The 23,171-nt window shown below is 39.7% G+C and carries 25 protein-coding genes; 23 read left to right on the top strand and 2 right to left on the bottom strand.

The annotated features are described in order from the left end of the window. Window positions 1-96: 96 nt before the first annotated feature. The gene (gene deoB, locus MKY45_RS12685) at window positions 97-1,275 is read left to right on the top strand and encodes a phosphopentomutase (RefSeq protein ID WP_256704728.1); all 1,179 of its coding nucleotides are present in this window, start codon (window positions 97-99) and stop codon (window positions 1,273-1,275) included. A gap of 18 nt (window positions 1,276-1,293) precedes the next feature. Next, complete coding sequence (locus MKY45_RS12680) at window positions 1,294-2,586, top strand: pyrimidine-nucleoside phosphorylase (RefSeq protein WP_042534248.1); 1,293 nt, start codon at window positions 1,294-1,296, stop codon at window positions 2,584-2,586. Window positions 2,587-2,653: 67 nt separating this feature from the next. Here MKY45_RS12680 and MKY45_RS12675 read toward each other — a convergent pair whose 3' ends face one another. Then, window positions 2,654-3,376: a 3-ketoacyl-ACP reductase gene (locus MKY45_RS12675; protein ID WP_256704727.1), complete on the bottom strand. Its 723-nt coding sequence runs from the start codon at window positions 3,374-3,376 to the stop codon at window positions 2,654-2,656. A gap of 165 nt (window positions 3,377-3,541) precedes the next feature. On the opposite strand from MKY45_RS12675, the gene MKY45_RS12670 reads away from it, so the two are divergent. The 10 genes from MKY45_RS12670 to MKY45_RS12625 all read left to right on the top strand — a co-directional run bounded on the left by MKY45_RS12670 (window position 3,542) and on the right by MKY45_RS12625 (window position 11,873). Further along, window positions 3,542-4,720 (top strand): D-alanyl-D-alanine carboxypeptidase family protein, encoded by a 1,179-nt coding sequence (locus tag MKY45_RS12670; protein ID WP_042534244.1) that lies wholly within the window; start codon window positions 3,542-3,544, stop codon window positions 4,718-4,720. Window positions 4,721-4,914: 194 nt separating this feature from the next. Next, entirely contained in the window at window positions 4,915-5,268 is a 354-nt protein-coding gene (gene spoIIAA / locus MKY45_RS12665; protein WP_042534242.1) for an anti-sigma F factor antagonist, read from the top strand. Next, the gene (gene spoIIAB / locus MKY45_RS12660) at window positions 5,265-5,705 is read left to right on the top strand and encodes an anti-sigma F factor (protein WP_042534241.1); all 441 of its coding nucleotides are present in this window, start codon (window positions 5,265-5,267) and stop codon (window positions 5,703-5,705) included. Before spoIIAA ends, spoIIAB begins: the two co-directional genes overlap by 4 nt. A 10-nt stretch (window positions 5,706-5,715) precedes the next feature. Next, the gene (sigF, locus tag MKY45_RS12655; RefSeq protein WP_042534240.1) at window positions 5,716-6,468 is read left to right on the top strand and encodes an RNA polymerase sporulation sigma factor SigF; all 753 of its coding nucleotides are present in this window, start codon (window positions 5,716-5,718) and stop codon (window positions 6,466-6,468) included. Window positions 6,469-6,704: 236 nt separating this feature from the next. Beyond that, on the top strand, window positions 6,705-7,322 hold the full coding sequence (locus MKY45_RS12650; RefSeq protein WP_042534238.1) for a stage V sporulation protein AA: 618 nt from the start codon (window positions 6,705-6,707) through the stop codon (window positions 7,320-7,322). Further along, window positions 7,300-7,728 (top strand): stage V sporulation protein AB, encoded by a 429-nt coding sequence (locus MKY45_RS12645; protein ID WP_042534236.1) that lies wholly within the window; start codon window positions 7,300-7,302, stop codon window positions 7,726-7,728. Before MKY45_RS12650 ends, MKY45_RS12645 begins: the two co-directional genes overlap by 23 nt. 121 nt (window positions 7,729-7,849) lie before the next feature. Continuing rightward, window positions 7,850-9,322: a spore germination protein gene (locus MKY45_RS12640; protein ID WP_042534234.1), complete on the top strand. Its 1,473-nt coding sequence runs from the start codon at window positions 7,850-7,852 to the stop codon at window positions 9,320-9,322. A gap of 219 nt (window positions 9,323-9,541) precedes the next feature. Further along, window positions 9,542-10,867 carry a diaminopimelate decarboxylase gene (lysA, locus tag MKY45_RS12635; RefSeq protein WP_042534232.1) on the top strand — a complete coding sequence of 442 codons (1,326 nt, stop codon included), beginning with the start codon at window positions 9,542-9,544 and terminating at the stop codon, window positions 10,865-10,867. Between the two features lie 54 nt (window positions 10,868-10,921). Further along, on the top strand, window positions 10,922-11,353 hold the full coding sequence (locus MKY45_RS12630; protein ID WP_042534229.1) for a peptidylprolyl isomerase: 432 nt from the start codon (window positions 10,922-10,924) through the stop codon (window positions 11,351-11,353). Between the two features lie 151 nt (window positions 11,354-11,504). Then, complete coding sequence (locus MKY45_RS12625) at window positions 11,505-11,873, top strand: GNAT family N-acetyltransferase (RefSeq protein ID WP_042534228.1); 369 nt, start codon at window positions 11,505-11,507, stop codon at window positions 11,871-11,873. Window positions 11,874-11,921: 48 nt separating this feature from the next. Here MKY45_RS12625 and MKY45_RS12620 read toward each other — a convergent pair whose 3' ends face one another. Continuing rightward, window positions 11,922-12,014 (bottom strand): YjcZ family sporulation protein, encoded by a 93-nt coding sequence (locus MKY45_RS12620; RefSeq protein WP_040981479.1) that lies wholly within the window; start codon window positions 12,012-12,014, stop codon window positions 11,922-11,924. Between the two features lie 167 nt (window positions 12,015-12,181). Here MKY45_RS12620 and MKY45_RS12615 point away from each other — a divergent pair, with 167 nt between their 5' ends. The 11 genes from MKY45_RS12615 to MKY45_RS12565 all read left to right on the top strand — a co-directional run bounded on the left by MKY45_RS12615 (window position 12,182) and on the right by MKY45_RS12565 (window position 23,009). After that, on the top strand, window positions 12,182-12,937 hold the full coding sequence (locus MKY45_RS12615; RefSeq protein ID WP_226894687.1) for a segregation/condensation protein A: 756 nt from the start codon (window positions 12,182-12,184) through the stop codon (window positions 12,935-12,937). Continuing rightward, on the top strand, window positions 12,928-13,503 hold the full coding sequence (scpB, locus tag MKY45_RS12610; protein ID WP_193062193.1) for an SMC-Scp complex subunit ScpB: 576 nt from the start codon (window positions 12,928-12,930) through the stop codon (window positions 13,501-13,503). The genes MKY45_RS12615 and scpB overlap by 10 nt, the downstream gene beginning before the upstream one ends. 170 nt (window positions 13,504-13,673) lie before the next feature. Next, window positions 13,674-14,699 (top strand): D-alanyl-D-alanine carboxypeptidase family protein, encoded by a 1,026-nt coding sequence (locus MKY45_RS12605; RefSeq protein ID WP_212928176.1) that lies wholly within the window; start codon window positions 13,674-13,676, stop codon window positions 14,697-14,699. Continuing rightward, entirely contained in the window at window positions 14,692-15,282 is a 591-nt protein-coding gene (locus MKY45_RS12600) for a nucleoside recognition domain-containing protein (protein WP_042534221.1), read from the top strand. Before MKY45_RS12605 ends, MKY45_RS12600 begins: the two co-directional genes overlap by 8 nt. Next, window positions 15,282-15,812, top strand: coding sequence for a spore maturation protein (locus MKY45_RS12595; RefSeq protein WP_042534219.1), 531 nt, complete (start codon window positions 15,282-15,284; stop codon window positions 15,810-15,812). The genes MKY45_RS12600 and MKY45_RS12595 overlap by 1 nt, the downstream gene beginning before the upstream one ends. Before the next feature lie 254 nt (window positions 15,813-16,066). Further along, a complete protein-coding gene (locus MKY45_RS12590) occupies window positions 16,067-16,801 on the top strand; it encodes a pseudouridine synthase (RefSeq protein WP_042534217.1) in 735 nt (244 codons plus the stop codon). 66 nt (window positions 16,802-16,867) lie between these two features. Beyond that, entirely contained in the window at window positions 16,868-17,446 is a 579-nt protein-coding gene (resA, locus tag MKY45_RS12585; protein ID WP_042534215.1) for a thiol-disulfide oxidoreductase ResA, read from the top strand. A 25-nt stretch (window positions 17,447-17,471) separates the two neighbouring features. Beyond that, the gene (gene resB, locus MKY45_RS12580; protein WP_341172992.1) at window positions 17,472-19,115 is read left to right on the top strand and encodes a cytochrome c biogenesis protein ResB; all 1,644 of its coding nucleotides are present in this window, start codon (window positions 17,472-17,474) and stop codon (window positions 19,113-19,115) included. Between the two features lie 36 nt (window positions 19,116-19,151). Further along, window positions 19,152-20,342, top strand: a complete 1,191-nt coding sequence (ccsB, locus tag MKY45_RS12575; RefSeq protein WP_042534211.1) for a c-type cytochrome biogenesis protein CcsB — start codon at window positions 19,152-19,154, stop codon at window positions 20,340-20,342. Window positions 20,343-20,538: 196 nt separating this feature from the next. Further along, window positions 20,539-21,255: a response regulator transcription factor gene (locus MKY45_RS12570; RefSeq protein WP_042534207.1), complete on the top strand. Its 717-nt coding sequence runs from the start codon at window positions 20,539-20,541 to the stop codon at window positions 21,253-21,255. After that, window positions 21,255-23,009: an ATP-binding protein gene (locus tag MKY45_RS12565; RefSeq protein ID WP_042534205.1), complete on the top strand. Its 1,755-nt coding sequence runs from the start codon at window positions 21,255-21,257 to the stop codon at window positions 23,007-23,009. Before MKY45_RS12570 ends, MKY45_RS12565 begins: the two co-directional genes overlap by 1 nt. Window positions 23,010-23,171 lie beyond the last annotated feature (162 nt).

The following is a 23,171-nucleotide window of genomic DNA, read 5'->3' as shown; positions in this document are numbered from 1 at the left end:
TTTCATTGACCTTTTGTTGTCAGACATCTAACATCTATAATAAATATCATACGGAACCATAGTTTCGGGAATATAGTACATAGGAGGTAGATACAAATGAAATCATTTAAACGTGTATTTTTAATTGTCATGGATTCAGTAGGGGTTGGAGAGGCACCGGACGCCGCGAAGTTTGATGATTTGGGAGCGGATACACTAGGCCATATTGCAGAAGAAATGAATGGGCTGGATATGCCGACGATGGGAAGCCTAGGCCTGAGCAATATTCGTGAAATTAAAGGGATTGCTCCGGCGGACAAGCCTAAAGCACATTATACAAAAATGCAGGAGGCTTCTAATGGAAAAGATACCATGACTGGTCATTGGGAAATTATGGGACTCCGTATTGACCAGCCATTCCGAACGTTCCCGGATGGATTCCCAGATGAGCTTATTCAAGCATTAGAAGAAAAGACTGGAAGAAAAGTAATTGGCAATAAACCGGCATCTGGAACAGAAATATTAGTAGAGCTTGGAAAAGAACATGTCGAAACGGGCAGCTTGATTGTGTACACATCTGCAGATTCTGTTCTGCAGATTGCTGCTCATGAGGATGTGGTTCCAATCGATGAATTGTACCAGATTTGTGAAATTGCCAGAGAGCTCACGCTGGATGAGAAGTATATGGTAGGGCGTGTCATTGCCCGTCCGTTCGTAGGAGAGCCGGGGGCTTTTGAACGTACATCCAACAGACATGACTACGCGTTAAAACCTTTTGGGCGCACAGTGATGAATGAATTAAAAGATGCCGGAATTGACGTTATCGCACTTGGGAAGATATCTGATATTTATGATGGGGAAGGAGTGACAGAGGCAGTCCGTACAAAGGATAACGATGATGGAATGGTGAAATTAAGTGATACGTTGAAAAAGGAATTCACCGGCTTAAGCTTCCTTAACCTGGTTGATTTCGATGCAAAGTATGGCCATCGCAGAGATCCAATGGGATATGGAAAAGCGCTGGAGACCTATGATAAACAGCTGCCGGAAATACTTGATCAGCTGCAGGAAGATGATTTATTGATTATTACAGCTGACCACGGAAATGATCCGATACATCACGGAACGGATCATACCCGCGAATATGTGCCGCTGCTTGTTTACCACATAGGTATTGAAGAAGGGAAAGAGCTTCCGGTCAGGACAACTTTTGCGGATATCGGTGCAACCATTGCAGACAATTTTAATATTACATTACCGGAACATGGTACGAGCTTTTTAGACGATATTAAATAAATAGAGAGGGCGATTAACATGAATACGGTAGAGATAATCAATAAGAAAAAATACGGAGAAGCATTATCTTATGAAGAAATCGAGTATATGATAGATGGATATGTCAATGATACGATACCGGATTATCAAATCGCAAGCTGGTTGATGGCCGTGTATTTTCAAGGTTTAAACAGTGATGAGACCTCTGCACTTACAGACTTCATGGTGAAGTCTGGGGAAACCATTGATTTATCCTTTTTAAATACCACAGTTGTAGACAAACACTCTACTGGCGGCGTAGGGGACAAGGTCAGTTTAGTAGTCGCTCCGATTATCACGTCCTTAGGCATCCCTTTTGCAAAAATGAGCGGACGCGGGCTCGGTCATACCGGCGGAACAGTAGATAAGCTGGAATCGATTAAAGGGTTTCATACAGAGCTTCCGTTAGACAGGTTTAAAGAGCAGGTACAAGAATTAGGTATCGCGCTGGTCGGACAATCAGGGAATTTAGTACCTGCGGATAAAAAGATTTATGCTTTAAGAGATGTGACAGGTACGGTTGACTCTATTCCATTAATTGCAAGCTCCATCATGAGTAAGAAAATAGCCTCCGGAGCAGATGCCATCGTATTAGATATTAAAGTCGGCAATGGCGCTTTTATGAAAACAGAAGAGGAAGCAAGGAAGCTTGCGGAAACAATGGTTGCCATCGGGAAAAAGTTAAATCGGGAAACCGTGGCTGTTTTAACTAATATGGATCAGCCTCTTGGCACAGAAATCGGTAATGGAAATGAAGTGCTGGAGGCAGTAAAATTATTACGTGACCAGGAATATAGTCAGGATTTATATGATGTCTCTGTAGAGATTGCTGCGCAAATGGTCTATCTGGCCGGAAAAGCAACGACGGAAGAACAAGGCAGAAAATTGGTTGAAGAAGTGATTCAAAATGGAGATGCTTATGAGAAGTTTGTTACCTTTATTGAGGCACAAGATGGGGATATGTCCAGTATTCATGAAATCGAAGCAAAGCAATCTATTGATGTGACTGCAGAGAAGGCAGGGTATATTTCTTCTGTCGAAACACAGCAGATGGGAGAGGCTGCTATGCTGCTCGGCGCCGGCAGAAAAACAAAGGATGATCAAATCGATCATCAAGTAGGAATCACCTTTCATGTAAAGCTGGGTGATAAGCTGGAGGCTGGCGATAAGCTTGCAACCATCCATACTAATATAGAAGATAATGCAGCTGTCATTCAGAAAATAAAGGATGCAATTACAATTACAGAAACTCCCGTTCAAGTAAATCCAAGTGTTATTGGTGTTATCCATTAAATAGAGATGAGTGGAAAAAGAGCTTTAGAAATCACTGTATAGTGTCTAAAGCTCTTTTTTTCTTTTTTTAAAATGGATTGGTCGCCCATTGTGCAGATTGCTTAATAAAAATACGCTGATTTAATTTTAATTGAGCTGCGATATATTCGGCGATATCTTCCGGCTGCATAAACTTATCTTCGTTCTTTTCTTCTAATTCATCGCCAAAAGCTAGCTCAGTTGCGACTAAGCTGGGGTTCATGGTAAATACACGGATGTTTTCTCTGCGTACCTCCTGCATCAATGCTTCTGACATGCCCTGAATAGCAAATTTAGATGCGCTGTAGGCAGTTGAGCCTGCGGTTGCTTTTAATCCATTGCTGGAAGAAATGTTGATAATGTCTCCTTTTTGCTTGCTGACAAGATGCGGCAGCACTTCCTTCAGCATATGATATGTTCCAAAAACATTCACTTCAAAAATATGCTTCCATACTTCCTCATCCATATCCTGAAAATTACCGTAATCGCTTATTGCTGCATTATTAATCAAAATATCTGCTTTGCCTAATTGCTGTTCTAGCGTCTGAACCGCAGATTTGACTTGGTCATGCTTCGAAATATCCGCACTGCAGGTGACAACAGAAATACCTTCATTTTCTAATCCCTTTTGGACATTCTCCAGCTTTTCCTGGTTTCTGGCAATTAAACCTAGATGAACGCCTTCTTTTGCTAATTGGCGCGCAGTCGCTTTGCCAATTCCGCTGCTTCCGCCAGTTATATAAGCAATTTTTCCCCTGATATCTTGACTCATTTCCAAAACTCCCTTCTTTATCCCAATTCTCATCCTAGTATAGATGAGAGTTTGCTGAACAACAAAAAAGATGCTCTCTCCTTCATTTGTTAATCAAAAAAATAGTATGAAATAGCGTCAATATGGAAATCCTAACAGTATTATTGTAATTTGGAGGGAAGCAGTATGAAGAGACGAATCTTATGCATGATTGGATTACTTATTGGAACGATATTTTTTAACTATTCAACTGTTTTAGCGAATGAAGAGAACAAAGAAGAAACAAAGTTAGCTGAGGATGCGTTATCCAGTGTTTTAATCGAACAAAACACAGGCACCGTATTGTTTGATAAAGATGCGCATGAACAATTACCGCCAGCCAGTATGACTAAAATAATGACCTTGCTTCTTATTATGGAAGCTTTAGAAAAAGAGGAAATCTCCAAAGAAGACATTGTTGTCGTCAGTGAATATGCTGCTTCAATGGGAGGGTCACAGGTATTTTTGGAGGCAGGGGAAGAAATGTCAGTTGATGATCTGATAAAAGGAATCGCGATTGCTTCCGGAAATGATGCCAGTGTTGCCATGGCAGAGAAGATTGCTGGAACAGAAGAGGAATTTGTCCGGGCGATGAATAAAAAAGCGGAAGAACTTGCGTTAGAGAATACTCATTTTGCGAATACAACCGGGCTGCCGGCAGCCGATCATTATAGCAGCGCCTATGATATGGCAGTAATGACGAGAGAATTATTACACTTTGAAGATATCACAAATTATACATCCATTTACGAAGATTATTTACGACAGGGGGAGGAAAATGAGTTTTGGCTGGTAAATACAAATAAGCTGATTCGTTCATACCCGGGGGCAGATGGCATGAAGACGGGTTATACAAATGAAGCAAAGTATTGTCTTACAGCTACAGCCAAACGCGATGATATGCGGGTTATCGCTGTAGTTATGGGAGCAGAAACGCCTAAAGAACGTAACAAAATGATATCCGGATTAATGGATTATGGATTCCAAAGCTACAAAACAGAACAGCTTTTTGCCAAAGAAGAAACTGTGATGGAGCTCAACAAAATAAAAGCAGACCCGCATCATTTTGATATTGTTACTGAACAGAGTGTGCATACCCTGCAGAAAAAAGGGCAGGAAGAAGCAGCTGTCACAACAGAAGTTTCCATTCAGGATAATTGGGAATTCCCAGTTAAAAAAGGCACCGTGGTTGGAGAGCTCACCGTCAAAGAAAATGATGAGCCTGTATACGCTACCCCGCTTATTGTGAACGAGGATATCAGCGAAGCATCTGTTTTAGAATTAGCAAAACGTACCATGCAAAAAATGGTGAAAGCAGCCGATTAACACGGATTTCCACTTCTTTTGTCGAGTAGCAGGAAATAGTCATTTGTTTAGAGAATACACTAACTAAGGACGTTCCGAAAGTCTGTAAAAAGAGCTTGAGAAAGAAATTTCCTGTTCTCTTTCCCGGACTTTCTGAACATGTATTTTAAGCAAAAACACAACTATTTCACAACAAAGAGGAGGAGCATTTGCACATGGGATTACAAACAACATTTGAAGTAAGAGGCGATGTGCTGATTGTACGTATGGAAGGTGAGCTGGATCATCATGAGGCAGAAGGATTGAGAGATACGTGGAAGGATTGGATTTATATGCATTCCATTAAACATATCATCTTGAATCTAAACGGAGTTAGTTTCATGGACAGTTCTGGGCTGGGGGTTGTTTTAGGACGTTATAAAGAAATTGTTCAATTGGGAGGAGAGATGGTTCTTTGTTCTGTGTCTCCTTCACTGCATCGTCTATTTGATATGTCAGGCTTTTACAAAATTATACGTTTAGAAGAAAATGAAGAACGCGCACTTCAAGGCTTGGGGGTGACATCATGAGAAATGAAATGTCTTTTTCTTTTTCAAGTATCAGTGAAAATGAGGCTTTTGCCAGAGTTGCTGTCGCATCTTTTATCACACAGCTGGACCCGACAATGGAGGAATTAACAGAAATTAAAACCGTTGTTTCGGAAGCAGTGACAAATGCCATCATTCATGGCTATGGAAGCGAACCGCATCATAAGGTATATATTGACTGCGTTCTATACGATGGAGAAATAGAGCTGACCATCCGTGATGAGGGACAAGGTATTTTAAACATTGATGAAGCAAGGGAACCTTTATATACATCAAAGCCAGAAATGGAACGATCCGGCATGGGTTTTACGATTATTGAAAATTTCATGGATACCGTGGAAGTCATTTCTGCTCCTGAAAAAGGGACTTCCGTTTATATGAAAAAGCAATTATCCAAATCAAAAACGGTATATAATTAAGGTCTCTGTCGTGAATATTCATAAAACGGAGGAAAGAGAGCAGCTTTCCAATGAGCAGGTAAAGAAAATGATCCGGTTAAGCCAATCCGGTGATAACGAAGCAAGAGAAGAGCTGATCCGCCGAAATGTCCGGCTTGTCTGGTCTGTTGTGCAGCGATTTGTTAATCGGGGATATGATCCAGATGACTTATTTCAAATTGGGAGCATTGGGCTGATCAAAGCAGTGGATAAATTTGATTTATCCTATAATGTTAAATTTTCTACCTATGCCGTTCCCATGATTATTGGAGAGATACAACGTTTTATTCGTGATGATGGCAGTGTGAAGGTCAGCCGATCTCTGAAGGAGATGGGGAATAAAATCCGCCGCAAACGGGAAGAAATGTCGAAAGATTTAGGTCGTTCTCCATCTGTAAATGAGCTGGCAGAAGCTTTAGAGCTGGAACCAGAAGAAATTGTACATGCACAAGAGGCGGCAAAATCACCCCAATCCATTCATGAAACGGTCTATGAAAGTGATGGAGATTCCATTACTTTATTAGACCAAATCGCGGAGCAGGACTCCAGATGGTTTGAGAAATTATCCATTCAGGAAGCCGTACGATCGCTTACTGAACGGGAAAGGTTAATTATTTACCTACGATATTATAAAGACCAGACACAGACCGAAGTGGCTGAAAGGCTCGGAATTTCTCAGGTACAGGTATCCAGACTGGAGAAAAAGATTTTAGAGGATATGAAAAAAAATATGGATGCAGGCTAAGATGCAGGCTAAGAGGAAAGCTTATTTGTGTGACTCACACAGATAAGCTTTTTTTCGTTCAATTGTATTTATCGCAGTGTAACTAGCTGGGACTAGGACTGCGATTATTCCTCACATCGAAGAACTTTTGTAAGACTCCCGCTGAGTAAAGCCTTGTTTTACATTTAAGGCTTATATTTTGTTCTCTTTTAACAAATACTATTGGTTAAGGAAATGAAGATAAGGGTGAGTTAACCATGGCAGAGCTTGTATATATAAGAATGCGGAAAAAAATAGTCCTAGAAACATGGCAGGAGCTCAAACTAAAAGATATTGCTTATATATCCACACAGTCAAACAAAAAGGAATTATTGGAAGATACGTCGATTTACCGCCTATCCAAAAAAGATAAAAATATCTTGGTAATTGACAGCTTTTTGGTAATTGATCACCTTACAAAGGAATATTCCGATATTGAATTTCAGCTGCTCGGACCGGAACAAACGCTGATACAAATTGAACCGCGTAAAAAAGCAACCCATCCTTTGGTTCTTACATTTGTCTGGCTGCTGCTGTTTGTCGGATCGGCAATGACTATTATGAACTTTCATTATGATGTAAGCATGCAGCCCGTCCAGCAAAAACTGCATTTTCTCCTGACTGGCACCGAAAATGAGTATCCTTTATGGATTCAGATTCCTTATTCATTAGGTCTCGGCGTAGGAACCATTCTTTTTTTTAATCACTGGTTTAAAAAAAGATTTAATGAAGAGCCAAGTCCGCTGGAAGTAGAAATTTTTAATTATCAGCAGGATTTACAGCAGTATATCAATACAATGGAAAATGAATTGAATGATCCAAGAAATTCTTCTTAATATCCTGCAAATTTTTATTGGCTTCAGCAGCGGGGTTGCAGTGGGTGCGGGTTTTGTTGCTTTTATTACGGTATTGGGGATTATTCCGAGACTGATTCAATTAAGCAAGACAGAGAAATACATCAAAGTTTATGGAGCGGCAGTTATTATTGGGTTATTAATTGGGACTTATTTCTCTTTTGCTCCTATTTCCACATCACAATCTGTGTTTGCATTGATGCTATGGGGATTATTTCATGGCATTTTTAACGGAATGCTTGCTGCAGCATTAACAGAAGTATTAAATGTTTTCCCGATTCTCTCACGGAGGATAGGTATGGACGGCTATGTGATTTTATTTATGATGGCCCTGATGCTGGGTAAAGTATTTGGTTCGCTGTTTCAGTGGGTTTATTTTGTCCGGTAAAATACAGCAGGTTTTTTATCCAAAATTATTAATTCTTGATAATTTAAGCTTCCAAACAAGAAGCTGAGACGCAAAACAGTTTTGCTTTTCCAATATAAGCTGACAAACAGAAGGTGATTACATGCAGACAGATAAAGAAAAAAAGAGCCCAATCTCTCCTCATATTGATGATATCTATGCGTATATGAAAAAGAGGGTAGGCTTAGAAAAATCGTATGATTTGGGCTACAGGGAGACAGTCGTCCTGAATCAGCGTATCCAGATGTACTATGTAAATGGTCTTACGGATACCTCCGTTGTACAACAGATTTTAAGAGTAATGGTTGAAATCAATGATAATGAATCAGAAAGTGACAAGATTGGAAAAATCATTGAAAACCGGCTGGTCCATCAGCAGGTAGAACATGTTCAAACAATGGATGAAGCAGTTGATGAAGTACTCAGCGGTCTGATAGCTGTATTTATTGATGGAAAAGAATATGCACAAATTATTGATGTGCGTAATTATCCCGGAAGAACTCCAGAAGAACCGGATACAGAGAAAGTCATTCGTGGATCAAGAGATGGGTATACAGAAAATATTGTAGAAAACACAGCGCTCACCAGAAGACGCTTGCGGGATGAAAGTTTGCGGAATGAAATGATGAAGGTTGGCGAACGTTCGAAAACAGATGTTTGTATCACCTACATTGAAGATATAGCTAATCCGAATTTAGTAAAGCACTTAAAAAATCTGATTGGAAAAATTCAGGTCGATGGTATGTCGATGTCTGATAAATCATTAGAAGAATTTTTACTGGTTAAAAAATGGAATATATATCCGCTGGTTCGATATACAGAGAGACCAGATGTAGCGACAAGTCATTTATTAGAAGGTCATGTCATTATATTTGTCGATACTTCTCCCAGTGCCATTATTATTCCAACAACTTTTTTTCATCACTTGCAGCATGCAGAAGAATATCGGCAAGTGCCGACAATCGGTACATGTATTCGTTTTATTCGCTTTCTTGCTGTGCTGGCTGCATTATTTCTTTTGCCGACCTGGCTTCTGTTTGCGGTTGAACCGTCTTTGCTGCCGGATAAATTAAGTTTTATCGGGCCCAATGATGAAGGGAACATTCCAATAACCGTTCAGATTATTATTGCAACGATAGGGATTGAATTCTTAAGAATGGCAGCGATACACACCCCGACTCCTTTATCCACAGCGATGGGATTAATTGCAGCTGTTTTAATTGGGGAAATAGCGATTGAAGTCGGATTGTTTTCGCCAGAGGTTATTTTATACATTTCAACGGCTGCTATTGGAAATTATGTGACACCAAGTTACGAGTTAAGTGTTGCGAATAAGGTAGTTACAATTATTCTGGTCCTTGCGGTAGGATTATTCGGTTTTCCCGGCTATATGATTGGAATCACCCTTTATATATTTTTTATTGTTCAGATCAGATCGATGAGAACGCCGTATATGTGGCCTCTGCTTCCTTTTAACTTAAATGCAATGAAACAAATTATATTTCGGATGCCGGTTCCGAATAACAAACATCGCCCGAGTATTGTACATCCTCGTAATAACTATCGCCGTCCTTGAAACGATTATTCAAAAAGACAGGGGCATGATCGGTTTCCAGTTACTTGCCGCCTGTAAAATGGAGGGACTGCGAAAAGGAAATACAGCAATCCCTCAACCTTTGTTTATGACAGCTTATTGATTGTTTCATCTCCTTCTGGCTGAAGTATTGTTTTTTGCTTTCATTATTTACTGTCTTGTGATAAAGTATTTAATTATTTAAACAATGGGGGAAAAAGAATGATACTTGATGCACACCCCTTTACCGTCAATACAAAGGGACATTTAGAAATTGGTGGTGTGGACACCATCGAATTAGCAGAAAAATATGGAACACCTTTATATGTCTACGATGTAGAAATGATTCGAAAGCATGCCAGAGCTTTTGTACAAGCATTTCGTGATGCTGGAATTACCGGAAGGGTTGCTTATGCGAGCAAGGCCTTTTCAACTATTGCGATGCTACAGGTTGCCAAACAGGAAGGACTATGTCTAGACGTGATTTCTGAAGGTGAATTATATACAGCACTTCAAGCAGAGTTTCCTGCTGAAAGAATTCATATGCATGGAAATAATAAGAATGAAAAGGAAATCGCGATGGCTGTGGAGCATGACATCGGCTGTATCGTGATTGATAATTTTCATGATATTGCACTGTTGGACCAAGAGCTTATCAAACAGGAGAAAACGATGGATGTGTTATTCCGGGTAACCCCTGGTGTGGAATCAAAGACGCATAAATACATTATGACAGGGAATGAAGACTCTAAATTTGGGTTCGACCTGCAAAATGGACAGGCAGAAGCTGCTCTTAAGAAGGTGTTGGGACATCCGAGAATCCATCTGAAAGGCCTTCACTGTCATATTGGTTCACAAATATTTGAAACAAATGGTTTTCGAGCAGCAACGGCTATCCTTTTTGCTAAGCTGGAAGATTGGAAGCAGAAATACAAATTTGAAGCGGATGTGTTAAATTTAGGTGGAGGATTCGGCATTCGTTATACCGAAGATGACCAGCCGCTTCCGCTGGCGGAATATGTGAAAGATATGATTGACAGCGTGGAAGAAAATTGCGATAAATATAAGATGAAATTTCCAGAGATTTGGATTGAGCCCGGCCGCTCCATTGTAGGCGATGCAGGAATTACGTTATATACAATCGGATCTAACAAAAAAATTCCTGGTGTGAGAGAATATTATTCCATTGATGGCGGGATGACAGATAATATTCGCCCTGCACTATACCAATCAAAATATGATGCGGTGATTGCAAATCGTCCGGAAGCCAGTCCGGAAAAAGAAGTTTCTATTGCAGGGAAGTGCTGTGAATCTGGCGATATGCTGATTTGGGACCTTCCAGTGCCGCGTATTGAAGATAAGGATATCCTGGCTGTATTCTCGACAGGAGCGTATAATTACTCGATGGCAAGCCATTACAATCGTTTGACCAAACCTGCTGTTGTGTTTATTGAAGAAGGGCAGGATCACCTTGTCGTCAAGAGAGAAACATATCAAGATATTGTTAAAAATGATCTGTCTTATGATGGGATAAAGAGCTTTACTTGAACGGAATAAGTGGTAAAATAAAGTATAATTGTTTTTAGAAGGAGATTTGCTGAAATGAAAAAAGGTTATATCGAAATGGAAAATGGAAATAAAATTGAATTTGAATTGTATCCAAATGAAGCGCCGGGAACTGTAGCTAACTTTGAAAAATTAGCGAATGAAAAATTTTATGATGGATTGACTTTTCATCGCGTAATCCCCGGTTTTGTCAGCCAGGGCGGCTGTCCAGTCGGTAATGGTACAGGTTCTGCGGGATATACAATCAAATGTGAAACAGAAGGGAATCCGCATAAACACGAGGAAGGCTCTTTATCTATGGCGCATGCCGGAAAAGATACAGGAAGCTCTCAATTTTTCATTGTTCATGAGCCGCAGCCGCATTTAAATGGCGTTCACACAGTTTTTGGAAAAGTGACCTCCGGTGTTGAGCTAGCAAAAGCAATGTCTAACGGAGATGTAATGAAAGAGATTCGTGTCGAAGGATAACATTATATTTCTCGCTTCATCGTTATCGTTGTTTTTACTTAAATTTTAAAATGGTGCTTTTCATTATATTGGAAATGCGTTATACTTTCAGAGTAAATACTGATTAAAATTTAAAAGGATTACCATACAAGAAATTTAATGAGGGGTAATTATGTTAATTCGCTTTAAAAGAAACTTAGAAAAAATTGCTATGGGCTTATTATCATTTATGCCTGAGGAAAAAGATGTAAAAAAATTGCAAGAAACGATTCGTGAATATGAAGAAAATGAAGATTTGCATTTACATTTGTGGAAAGAAGGCGATGATGTCCTCGGAGCAATCGGCGTACAAATCGTGGATGACAATCAATTGGTTATTAACCACCTTACCGTGAATCCATCTCATCGGGATCATGGAATCGGTTCACGAATGATTGCTGAGATTCATCGTATTTATTCAAATAAATACGAGATTGTGCCCTCTGAAAGTGTAAAAGCCTTTTACGAGAAAGCAAAGGATGATGATAAAAGCCAACCCTGATACGGGTTGGCTTTTCATTCGTTGCAAAGTCTATTTATTTCAAGTATTTTAGTACCAAGCTGCTCCTACAATTACTAATAAAATAAATAGTACAACGATTAAAGCAAATCCACCTGCGTAACCACCAGAATAACCACTCATTTTATTTCCTCCTTTTTAGTTCAATCCATAAATGTTTTGTGCTAACATTTATATTACGTTATAACTTATGTAAGCTGAGCAAATAGTGTATGGGCTTTTGCAATTAAATTATTACTTTTTAAAGTAAATGATGCATTGTTTTGGTCAGCTTGAGAGGAATTACAGCGATGATTCAAGGATATGAAGTTAAATTAGAAAAATTTGAAGGACCATTAGATTTATTGCTTCATTTAATAAATCACTATGAAATCGATATTTATGACATTCCGGTTGCTCAGATTACACAACAGTATATGGATTATATTCATACGATGCAGCATTTGGAATTAAATATTGCCAGCGAATATCTGGTAATGGCTTCTACCTTGCTGGCGATCAAAAGCCAGATGCTTCTTCCCAAGCAGGAATTCGAAGAGGAAGAGATGGATGAAGCATATATGGAGGATCCCCGTGAAGAACTGATGCAGCGTTTAATTGAATATCGAAAATATAAAGAAGCTGCGGAAGCATTAAAAGAAAAAGAGGCGAAAGAGCAGCAGGTCTATACGCGCTCGCCAGTTGTTTTTGATTTTAAAGATGTTCTGCCTGAAAATGTGAATGCAGGGAATGCTTCTGTTTTTGATATGATTGGCGCTTTGAAAAAAATGATGCAGCGAAATCAATGGAAAGAGCCGCAAGATACCGTTATCGAACGAACGGAAATACCGATAGAAAAACGGATGGATGAAGTACTGCAGCAGGTTAAAAGCAGTAAAAATGGCATTACATTCTATGCTTTATTTCCTGTTCCTACGAAATCATATATCGTATCCACTTTTGTAGCTGTTTTGGAATTAATGAAAAAAAGAGAAGTATATGCAATGCAAGAAAATCATTTTGAAGAATTATATGTTTATAGCATGGAGGAGTCATCGTGGAATTAGATTATTTAAAAGGGGTTGCGGAAGGCCTGTTATTTGCCGGCGGTGATGAAGGAATAACCGTGAGCGAGCTGAGCAATGTCCTTGATGTTTCCTTAGATGAGGTTCGTCAAATTGTAGATGAGCTTCAAACAGATTATAAAGAACAGAATCGGGGGCTGATGATTCTCAATGCTAATGGGATGCTCAGCTTAACAACCAAACCGGTTCACAGTGAATATTTTAAGAAATGGGTTATTCAGCCCAAGCCAAGCAGGATGTCTCAGGCTGCGTTAGAAACATTGGCAATCATTGCTTATCAGCAGCCGATCACACGGACAGAAATCGATGAGATACGGGGTGTCCGCAGTGAAAGACCTTTGCAAACCTTAGTATCCCGGATGTTAGTAGAGGAATGTGGAAGAAAAGAAACAGTCGGCCGCCCGACTCTTTTTAGAACAACAAAGGAATTTCTCACCTTTTTTGGTTTGTCTACGCTTGAAGAGTTACCGGAATTAGAAACCTCCTTAGACTCTGAAGCGGATGCATCCGATGTTGATTTATTTTTCGACCAGTTTCCGAACGAGTAAATAACAAGACCTTACAGATAAGTGATTCCCGCTTATCTGTAAGGTTTTTTCGTCCCCAATATACATAATAGCTTGTTCCTCACATATAAATAAACAAGAAGCATGTTATGACTGGCTGGCAGACAAGGAGTTAGAAATAATGCAGTGTTTAATGAGGAGGAGCCAAGCTGATGCGTTTGTTTATATGGATAATTGTCATTATCATTAGTTTTTTATCATTCCCAATTCATGGACATGCTGCGGTAAATGTATCCGCACAGCATGCTATTTTAATTGAACAGTCCTCAGGCAGAGTTTTATTTGAAAAAAATGCAGAGGAACCAGCTTCAATAGCAAGCATTACTAAAATAATGACTGCAATTATTGCTGTGGAGTCTGGAAAAATGAATGAACAGGCGACGGTTTCCAGAAATGCCATTTATACAGAAGGCTCATCAATTTATCTAGAGCAGGGCGAAAAGATGAAGCTGACAGATTTAGTGTATGGACTGATGCTCCGTTCAGGTAATGACGCTGCTGTAGCAATTGCGGAGCATGTTGGCGGAAGTGAAGAAGGATTCGTCTATTTAATGAATGAAAAGGCTAAATGGCTGGGGATGGAGAATACACACTTTGATAATCCACATGGGTTAGATTCTGATACACATTATTCAAGCGCTCATGATATGGCGATTCTCATGCAATATGCAATGGAAAATCCAATTTTTCAAGAGATAAGCGGGGAAACCAGTTATTTATCGGAGAACAGGACGTACCACTGGCAAAATAAAAACAAGCTGCTGACCTATTTTTATGAATATTGTACTGGAGGGAAAACAGGGTACACCAAGCAGACAGGCCGGACGCTTATTACCACTGCGGAGAAGGATGGAATGGAGTTAATTGCAGTAACACTGGATGCTCCAAACGACTGGCAGGATCATATTTCGATGTTTGAATGGGGATTTGACCAGTTTGAAATGAAAGAAATCGATATGAACGGGGAAACGATAACAAATAGGGAGACAACAAAAGATACTGTCCAGGTACCGCTTTATAAAAATAGGCATGATGACTGGGCAAAGGATGTTTATCTCGAACAAAACCGGCCGGCGCTTCAGACAAGTAATGCGCATCACGTGCATCATGAGGAAGATTTGTTGAGTGAGGTAATGCATGTATTTCATTCGATAATAAGGTGGGATGCAAATGATTAATTGGATTTGGATCTGCATGGCTGCCATTGGAATTATTTATGCAATGTTTTCAGGCAATATGGAAGCGGTGAATGAAGCTATTTTTGAAAGTGCCGCACAGGCGGTTACGTTGGCTATAGGATTGATTAGTATCCTGGTATTTTGGCTGGGCATGATGCGCATTGCGGAAGAAGCGGGTATTTTACGGGGACTTGCCAAAATTTTTCGTCCGCTTATTTCGAAAATATTCCCGGAAATACCTAAGGATCATCCGGCGTTGGGCTATATTTTATCTAATTTAACTGCAAATATGTTTGGGCTGGGCAACGCTGCTACCCCTTTAGGAATTAAAGCAATGGAGGAAATGAAAAAACTAAATAAGCATTCAGAAACAGCATCTCGTTCAATGATAACTTTCCTTATTTTAAACACCACCGGACTGACACTAATCCCCACAACGGTTATCGGTATCAGGATGCAATACGAATCTGCTTCTCCTACTGAAATTGTCGGAGTGACGTTATTGGTTACCTGTATTGGTACCATTGCCGGACTGATTATTGATCGGTTTTTTTATTATAAGAGTACGTGGAGGAAATCATGATGGGGTTTATCAGTGTAATTAGTATTTGGATGATTCCTTGTTTTATTTTGTTCATTATGATCGCGGCAAGCATGAAGAGATTACCGGCATATGATTTGTTTGTGGAAGGAGGAAAGGAAGGCGTAAAAACAGCTGTTTCTTTACTCCCTTTTTTAGTAGGAATGATTACTGCTATTTCGATATTGCGCAGCTCCGGGGCGTTAGATGCGTTTGTAGATATATTATCTCCTCTGCTAGCCTTTATTGGTTTTCCAGCAGAAGTTTTACCCCTTGCACTCATCCGCCCAATCTCCGGAACTGCAGCGTTAGGGATGACAACTGAAATCATTGCCACCTACGGGCCGGATTCTTTTATCGGGACAATTGCTTCGGTTATGCAGGGAAGCACGGATACTACCTTATATGTACTTACCATCTATTTCGGTGCAATCGGTATTAAAAAAATTCGTTATGCACTGCAGGCAGGATTATTAGCTGATTTAATTGCTATACTTGCAGCTGTATTTCTTGTTACAATGATGTTTGGGTAAATAATCAGCTGAAGTGGAAATACCTTTTCCCTAAAATTATACTTTCCTAACAGATAAAATAAGGCTATGATGAAGATATGTGAAAAAATATCTTTATCATAGGCTTTCTTATTTTTGTGAAAACAGCAGATTATTAGGTATAACAAGTGAAAATAGTATAATATAAGAAAGCGATACATGGATTGGAGCTCGGATATCAGTTACAGTATGTTATCCATTTTGGGGAAAATAAAAGAAAAAGATAGGAGATTTATATGTCAAAGCATGAAGAAAGATTACAAAAGGTTATTGCTCAAAGCGGAGTGACATCCAGAAGAAAGGCTGAGCAATTGATTCTTGATGGAAAAGTAAAAGTAAATGATCAAATCGTTACAGAGATGGGGGTAAAGGTAACCTCCCAGGATAAAGTAGAGGTAGATGGGGTTCCGCTAGAAAAAGAGGAATTTGTATATTATTTGCTGTATAAGCCTAGAGGGGTCATCTCCAGCGTGAAAGATGATAAAAATAGAAAAGTAGTTACCGATTTTCTTCCGGAAGTCGAAGAACGCATTTTTCCGGTTGGCCGGCTGGACTATGATACATCAGGAATATTACTGTTAACGAATGATGGGGAATTCGCTAATCAGCTGATGCACCCAAGTAAAGAGATTAATAAAGTGTATGTAGCAAAAATCAAAGGTATTCCTCATAAAAAGGAATTGTTAAAATTACGGAAGGGTGTTGTATCTGATGGAGAGAAATTAAAAGCCGTCGATGTTCATATGCTTTCCAATGACAAAGAAAAGAAAACTTCCATTATTGAATTGACGCTGCATGAGGGCAAAAACAGACAGGTGCGAAGAATGCTGGAAGCGATTGACTTTCCAGTAATGAAACTGAAGCGTGAGCAATATAGCTTTTTGACACTGCACGGATTAAATGCCGGTGAATATAGAGCACTCACGCCGAAAGAAGTCAATCAGCTTCGGAATATGTCCACAAAATTGTAAGATAATATTCAAATTTAAACGCTTTAGTCAATGTTATAATGAGTTGGGAAAGGGGGACGGAAAACTATGAGCAGGGAAGAAAGAGATATTCAAAAACAAAAAAAGAAACGAAATCGCTTCATTTTTCGTTCTTCTATATTAGTTGTGTTGGTTGGCGCAGTCATATTTGCACTATTTTCAAATTCAAAGGACGAGGATGAGATATACCGTGCAGGCGACGCTGCTCCTGATTTTCAATTGACTCAAGTAAATGACGCAGTTGATGAAGATGTTACACAGCTCAGCGATTTCGAAGGCAAAGGGGTTATGCTAAACTTTTGGGCAACATGGTGCGGACCGTGTAAAGACGAAATGCCGTATATGCAGGAATTATATCCGAAATACAAGGAAAAAGGCGTTGAAATTGTAGCAGTCAGTCTAGATGGAACCGAATTAGTTATTGATAATTTTATTGAAGATTATGGGTTGACTTTCGCTATTCCGCATGATACAAATTCGGATGTCAGAGACTTGTATCGAATCAGGCCGATGCCGACAACCTTCTTCATTAATCCGGATGGTACGATAAATGAGGTTGTCCAAGGAGCTTTGACATTAGAAAGATTAGAGGGGCATTTAGACGCAATCACACCGGATGCATCATGATAATCCATGAGAATGGGGGCAGACAATGAATAAAATAAAATGTGAATGCGGCCACATGAATCCTGAAGGTACCGTATTATGTGAAGCGTGCGGAAAACCGGTAGAGGGAAATCAGCATATCGACGGAAATGATGATAAAAAACTGTTGAATATGCGATATGATGGCAGTGCCCGCCGTTCACAAACATATCAGAAATCAATCATTGATAAGATTTGGAGTTTTTTCTCTTCTGTAAAAGTAGGGGTATGGCTGATTGTTTTAGCGTTAATTGCCTCGATTATGGGTACGATTTATCCGCAGGAACAATTTATCCCGCAGGATGCTGTATCAAGAGACCCTGCCATTTTTTATGAAGAAACGTATGGTATTTTAGGGTTGATGTATTATCAGTTAGGATTCCATCATATGTACAGTTCTTGGTGGTTTATCACTTTAATCGCGTTAATAGGTATTTCGCTGGTCATAGCCAGCTTAGACCGTTTTGTTCCGCTATACCGGGCATTAAAACATCAGAAGCCTAAAAAACACAAGAAGTTTTTATCCAGACAGCGATTATACAGTGAATCAGCTAATGCAGCTGATGCGGATGTAGACAAGCTGGTAAAGAGTTTAAAGAATTCCAGATATAAAATAACAGAAAAAGATGGCCATATATTAGCTGAGAAAGGCCGGTTTTCAAGATGGGGTCCTTACGTAAATCATATTGGTTTAATTATTGTATTAATTGCAGCTATTTTGCGTACGACACCTATCATGTTCTCTGAAGATTATATGTGGCTTCGTGAAGGGGAGCAGAGAGTTATTCCCGGCACAGATAACCAGTATTACATAGAGAATAAAGACTTTATTGTGGAAACACACAATGGAGAAGGAGAAGACGGTTTTCAAGAGGGATCTGTTGATGATGAAATTGCAACGAATTTCCAGACCGATGTTGTTATTTATGAAGCAACGAATGCGGATATCGTTGGTGCTGAACCGGAGCTGGAGCCAATTCTTGATTACTCAATCCAAATGAATAATCCGGCAAAATTTGATGGATACACCTTATATCAACAAGGTTATCAGTTAAATGAATTTGAAAATATGACTTTTTATATTCATGAAGAAGATGATGAAACGCAAGAATCTCTAGACTCTTTCACGATTGACTTAACTAATCCAGACCGGGTGTATGAATTAGACAGTGGTTTCCAGGTAGAGTTAACGAATTATTATCCAGATTATATTATGACGGAAGAAGGAACACCGGCTTCAGAAACAGACTATCCCAGAAATCCGGCATTTGTAGTGACTGTGTATCCTCCTGATTCAGAAGAAGGAGAGGTCAGCTTTCTTGGAATTGGCATGAATGTAGATGCTACAGGAGAGAACCAATACAAAGTAGCAATTGACGGTGTGGAATTCAGGGATGTCAGCGGTATTACAGTTAGTTCCGATCGGACGCTTCCTTTCTTTTTAATTGGTGCTATGATCTTTATGATTGGGGTTATTCAGGGAATGTACTGGCAGCACCGGCGTATTTGGATTAATAAACAAAAGGACAATACACTGCTTCTCGCAGCTCATACAAACAAAAACTGGTTCGGACTCAAACGTGATATTGAAAAAGCAGTAGAAGGTACGAATGTCACTATGGTGAAAGACCAGCAGGAGTTAGATGAGTAAAAATGAAATGGTTGAGAAAGGATTGGAGGTAAATGAATGGGTATATACAGTGTTAGCAGTACCGCCCTGCTTATTGCTTTTCTTTTATATTTGGTTGCCACCTTCTTTTTTGGAGGAGCAATTCGTCAAAATAAAAACGAGCGTCATCAGAAAACAAAAGCAGGGACTATCGGTTTAGTTATTACAATAATTGGTTTCGCTTCGCAGCTCGTATACTTTATAGCAAGATGGGTGATGACTGGTCATGCGCCGGTGAGTAACCTTTTTGAGTTTACAACCTTTTTAGGGATGTCGATGATTTTAGCATTTATTATTATTTACATCTACTATAAAACAGCGTTTTTAGGGGTATTTGCTTTACCTTTGGCTACGATTATTATTGCATATGCAAGTATGTTCTCGTCAGATGTGGCGCCATTGGTAGCGTCTTTACAAAGTTATTGGCTCCCAATTCATGTTTCGACAGTATCTTTGGCACAGGGCATTTTATTTATCAGCTTTGTTGCCGGATTAATGTATTTAATTCGGCAGATTGACCAAACCAGAGCAACACTGCGTAATACCATGCTGGAACTAGTTATTTATGGTATCTTTTTATTTGTTGGATTTATTGTCATGACAAGCATATTTAATGCTGTTTCGTATCAAGCAACCTTTGAAGTGGAAGGGAACGGACAGCAAACCGTTGCGGAATATCATCTTCCGCCTATTGCAGCCCCTCAGGACAGCACGTTATTATCGGAAAATGTTATGAGTCCGTGGTTTGAAGTGCCTGGCTGGATGCATGGTGATGATGCAGGCAGAAAATTTAATACGGTGATTTGGTCATTCTTTGGAGGAAGTATTATTTATGGAATTGCCTTTTTAATTTCCCGCAAACGAATCGGGAAAAGACTGCAGCCTCTTCTGAAAGGGGTCAAACCGGATATGCTGGATGAAATTATGTATCGTTCAGTGGCAATCGGTTTCCCTGTCTTTACTTTAGGCGGTTTAATATTCGCGGCGATTTGGGCCCAGATTGCCTGGGGAAGGTTCTGGGGCTGGGATCCAAAAGAAGTATGGGCATTAATTACCTGGCTTTTTTATGCAGCATTCCTGCATTTGCGGCTATCCAGAGGCTGGCATGGGGAAAAATCAGGCTGGCTTGCGGTTGTTGGTTTTGCCATTATTATGTTCAATCTGATTGTCGTAAACCTGGTCCTTGCCAGTCTGCACTCTTACGCATAATGTAAGTTGCAGAAGAATGCAGGAAGGGTGTGCGATAGAAAAGAGAATTGTTATCACAGAGCTGGTAGCAATTCTTTTTTCTATGGACATAAATTTAATAGGCGTCATAACAGAGAGGAATGCTCTTAATTCCTTAACTTTTCAAACGGGTTCGTTTATAATGCTAATTAGAGTTGATATGAGGAGTGAAATATAAATGAGTGAAGCACAGAAATTATTAGTGGTAGATGATGAAGAAAGAATTCGACGTTTAATAAAAATGTACTTAGAAAAAGAGGACTTTGAAATAGATGAAGCGGCAGATGGGAAGACTGCCTTGGAAATGGCTCTGCAAAATAATTACAGCGCTATTATTTTAGATATTATGATGCCGGAAATGGATGGCATCCAAGTATGTGAGGAGCTGAAAAAAGAAAAGGATACACCAGTTATTATGCTGACAGCTCGCGGAGAAGAATCGAATCGTGTGCAGGGATTTGAAGTAGGTGCAGATGATTATATTGTGAAGCCGTTCAGCCCGAGAGAAGCAGTATTACGGGTGAAAGCGATTCTGCGCAGAGTTTCTAACTTGAATTATCAGCAATCCGATACGACTGCCAAAAATCTATTAGTGTTTCCACACTTGACTATTGACCATGATGGACACCGGGTTACAGCAGATAATCAGGAAGTCAGCTTAACACCAAAGGAATATGAGCTGCTTTGTTTTCTGGCAAACTCTCCGGATAAAGTATTTAATCGGGAGCAATTATTAAAAGAAGTATGGCAATATGAGTTCTTCGGCGATCTTCGTACAGTCGATACACATGTGAAGCGTCTACGCGAAAAACTAAATTCTGTTTCTTCCGAAGCTGCGAAGATGATTGTGACAGTGTGGGGAATCGGCTATAAATTTGAGGTTGAACAAGACTGATGTTTTGGAAAAGCGTTGTCGGAAAATTATCATTAACGATTTTATTATTAGTATCCTTTGTGTTATGTGTATTGATGTTTTTTTTAATGCAGTTCTTTGAAAATTATCATATACAAGAAGCTGAAAATGATATGTCACAAATGTCTGAGAAAATTTCTTCGTTGGTAGATTCAGATTATGATACGGAATTTATTGAGGATGCAACAGAAATGCTGAGAGATCCTTCCAGCCGTGTTGTCATTTATTATGCTGATGAGGAACAGTGGATTTCGGGCACTGAGGATACGGATTTGGATTTTATTAATGAATCGTGGATAATAAACGATGCAGAAGCACAAAACTTGACCAGCCAGGTGGCATCACAGAGTTCACAAGGATTAGTCGTGGACGAAAATGAGGTTATTTCGGTAGGCTCTCCTCTAGAGGACGGCGGGGCAGTATTTGTATTTAAATCATTGGATATGATTAACGAAACAAGAGATCAGACAACCAAGCTGATTTTATTGAGCGGCGGAATTGCTATTCTCTTAACAACTTTTTTTGCCGTATTCTTATCATCCCGGGTTACAGCACCATTAATTAAAATGCGGGAGGCAGCTTATAATTTGACCCGCGGGGAGTTCAACACGAAAGTACCTGTGCTGACACGGGACGAGATCGGTGATCTAGCGATTGAATTTAACCGGATGGGAAGCCAGCTTAATTATCATATTCAAGCTTTGAGGCAGGAGAAAGAGCAATTATCAAGTATTGTAAGCTCCATGGCCGATGGTGTCTTTACATTGAACAGAGATGGTGAAATTGTTGTCATCAACCCGCCTGCGGAAGCGTATTTAGATAATTGGAATTATGAGCATAAACAGGGAGAACATAAAGAGAGACAGCTTCCGACAAAACTCAAGGATGCGCTTAATGAAGTGATAGCTGAAGAAAGAGCGGTTTTAAAGGAGTCTGTTCTACAAGGAAGGAACTATGTGATGCTCGTCACTCCTTTATATGATGAATCTCATGTCCGCGGCTGTGTTGCTGTTATCCGTGATATGACAGAAGAGCGCCGCCTTGATAAATTGCGCAAGGACTTTATCGCAAATGTGTCACATGAATTACGTACGCCTATTTCCATGCTTCAAGGGTATAGTGAAGCCATCGTTGATGATATTGCCGAAACAAAAGAAGACAAGAATGAGCTGGCTAAAATTATTTATGAGGAATCGCTCCGGATGGGCAGACTAGTTAATGAATTACTTGATTTAGCACGGATGGAAGCAGGGCAAATCCAGCTCCATGTTGATTCTGTTGCTGTTCAGGCCTTTGTAGAGCGTATTGTTCATAAATTTCAAGGTATCGCCCAGGATAACGAAGTGGAGCTCACCTTAACGTTAGATATGCATGAACAAATCGGGGAGATGGACGCGGATCGTATCGAACAAGTATTGACCAATTTAATTGATAATGCCATTCGTCATTCGGAAAAAGGCGGAAAGGTAGAAGTACATGCGCTTAGTAATTCCGATTTCCTTCATGTGGAGGTAGAAGACAACGGCAGCGGCATTCCAGAGGAGGATCTGCCATTTGTTTTTGAACGTTTTTATAAAGCGGATAAATCAAGAGTAAAGAAAGAGAAACAGGGAACTGGCCTGGGACTTTCTATTGCCAAAAATATTATTGAAGCCCATCAAGGGAAAATTCAAGTGAGAAGCAGACTGGATATTGGCACAACTTTTAGTTTTGAAATACCTATGAAACATTCCTAAAAAAGGAAAGATATGATAATATAACGGTATATTTAAATATCTATTGAGAGACGGGAAGGTCGCCTCAGTTGGCATGCCTTCTCTTTCTCCAGCTCTATATATTAAAATAAAGAAACGGCAGCGGACAGGGTACTGATATAGGTTCACAGCCGGTCAGACTTT

Source organism: Oceanobacillus sp. FSL K6-0251 (assembly GCF_038004725.1).
Taxonomy (GTDB): domain Bacteria; phylum Bacillota; class Bacilli; order Bacillales; family Amphibacillaceae; genus Oceanobacillus; species Oceanobacillus oncorhynchi.
This window is presented reverse-complemented; position numbering and strand designations above follow the sequence as displayed.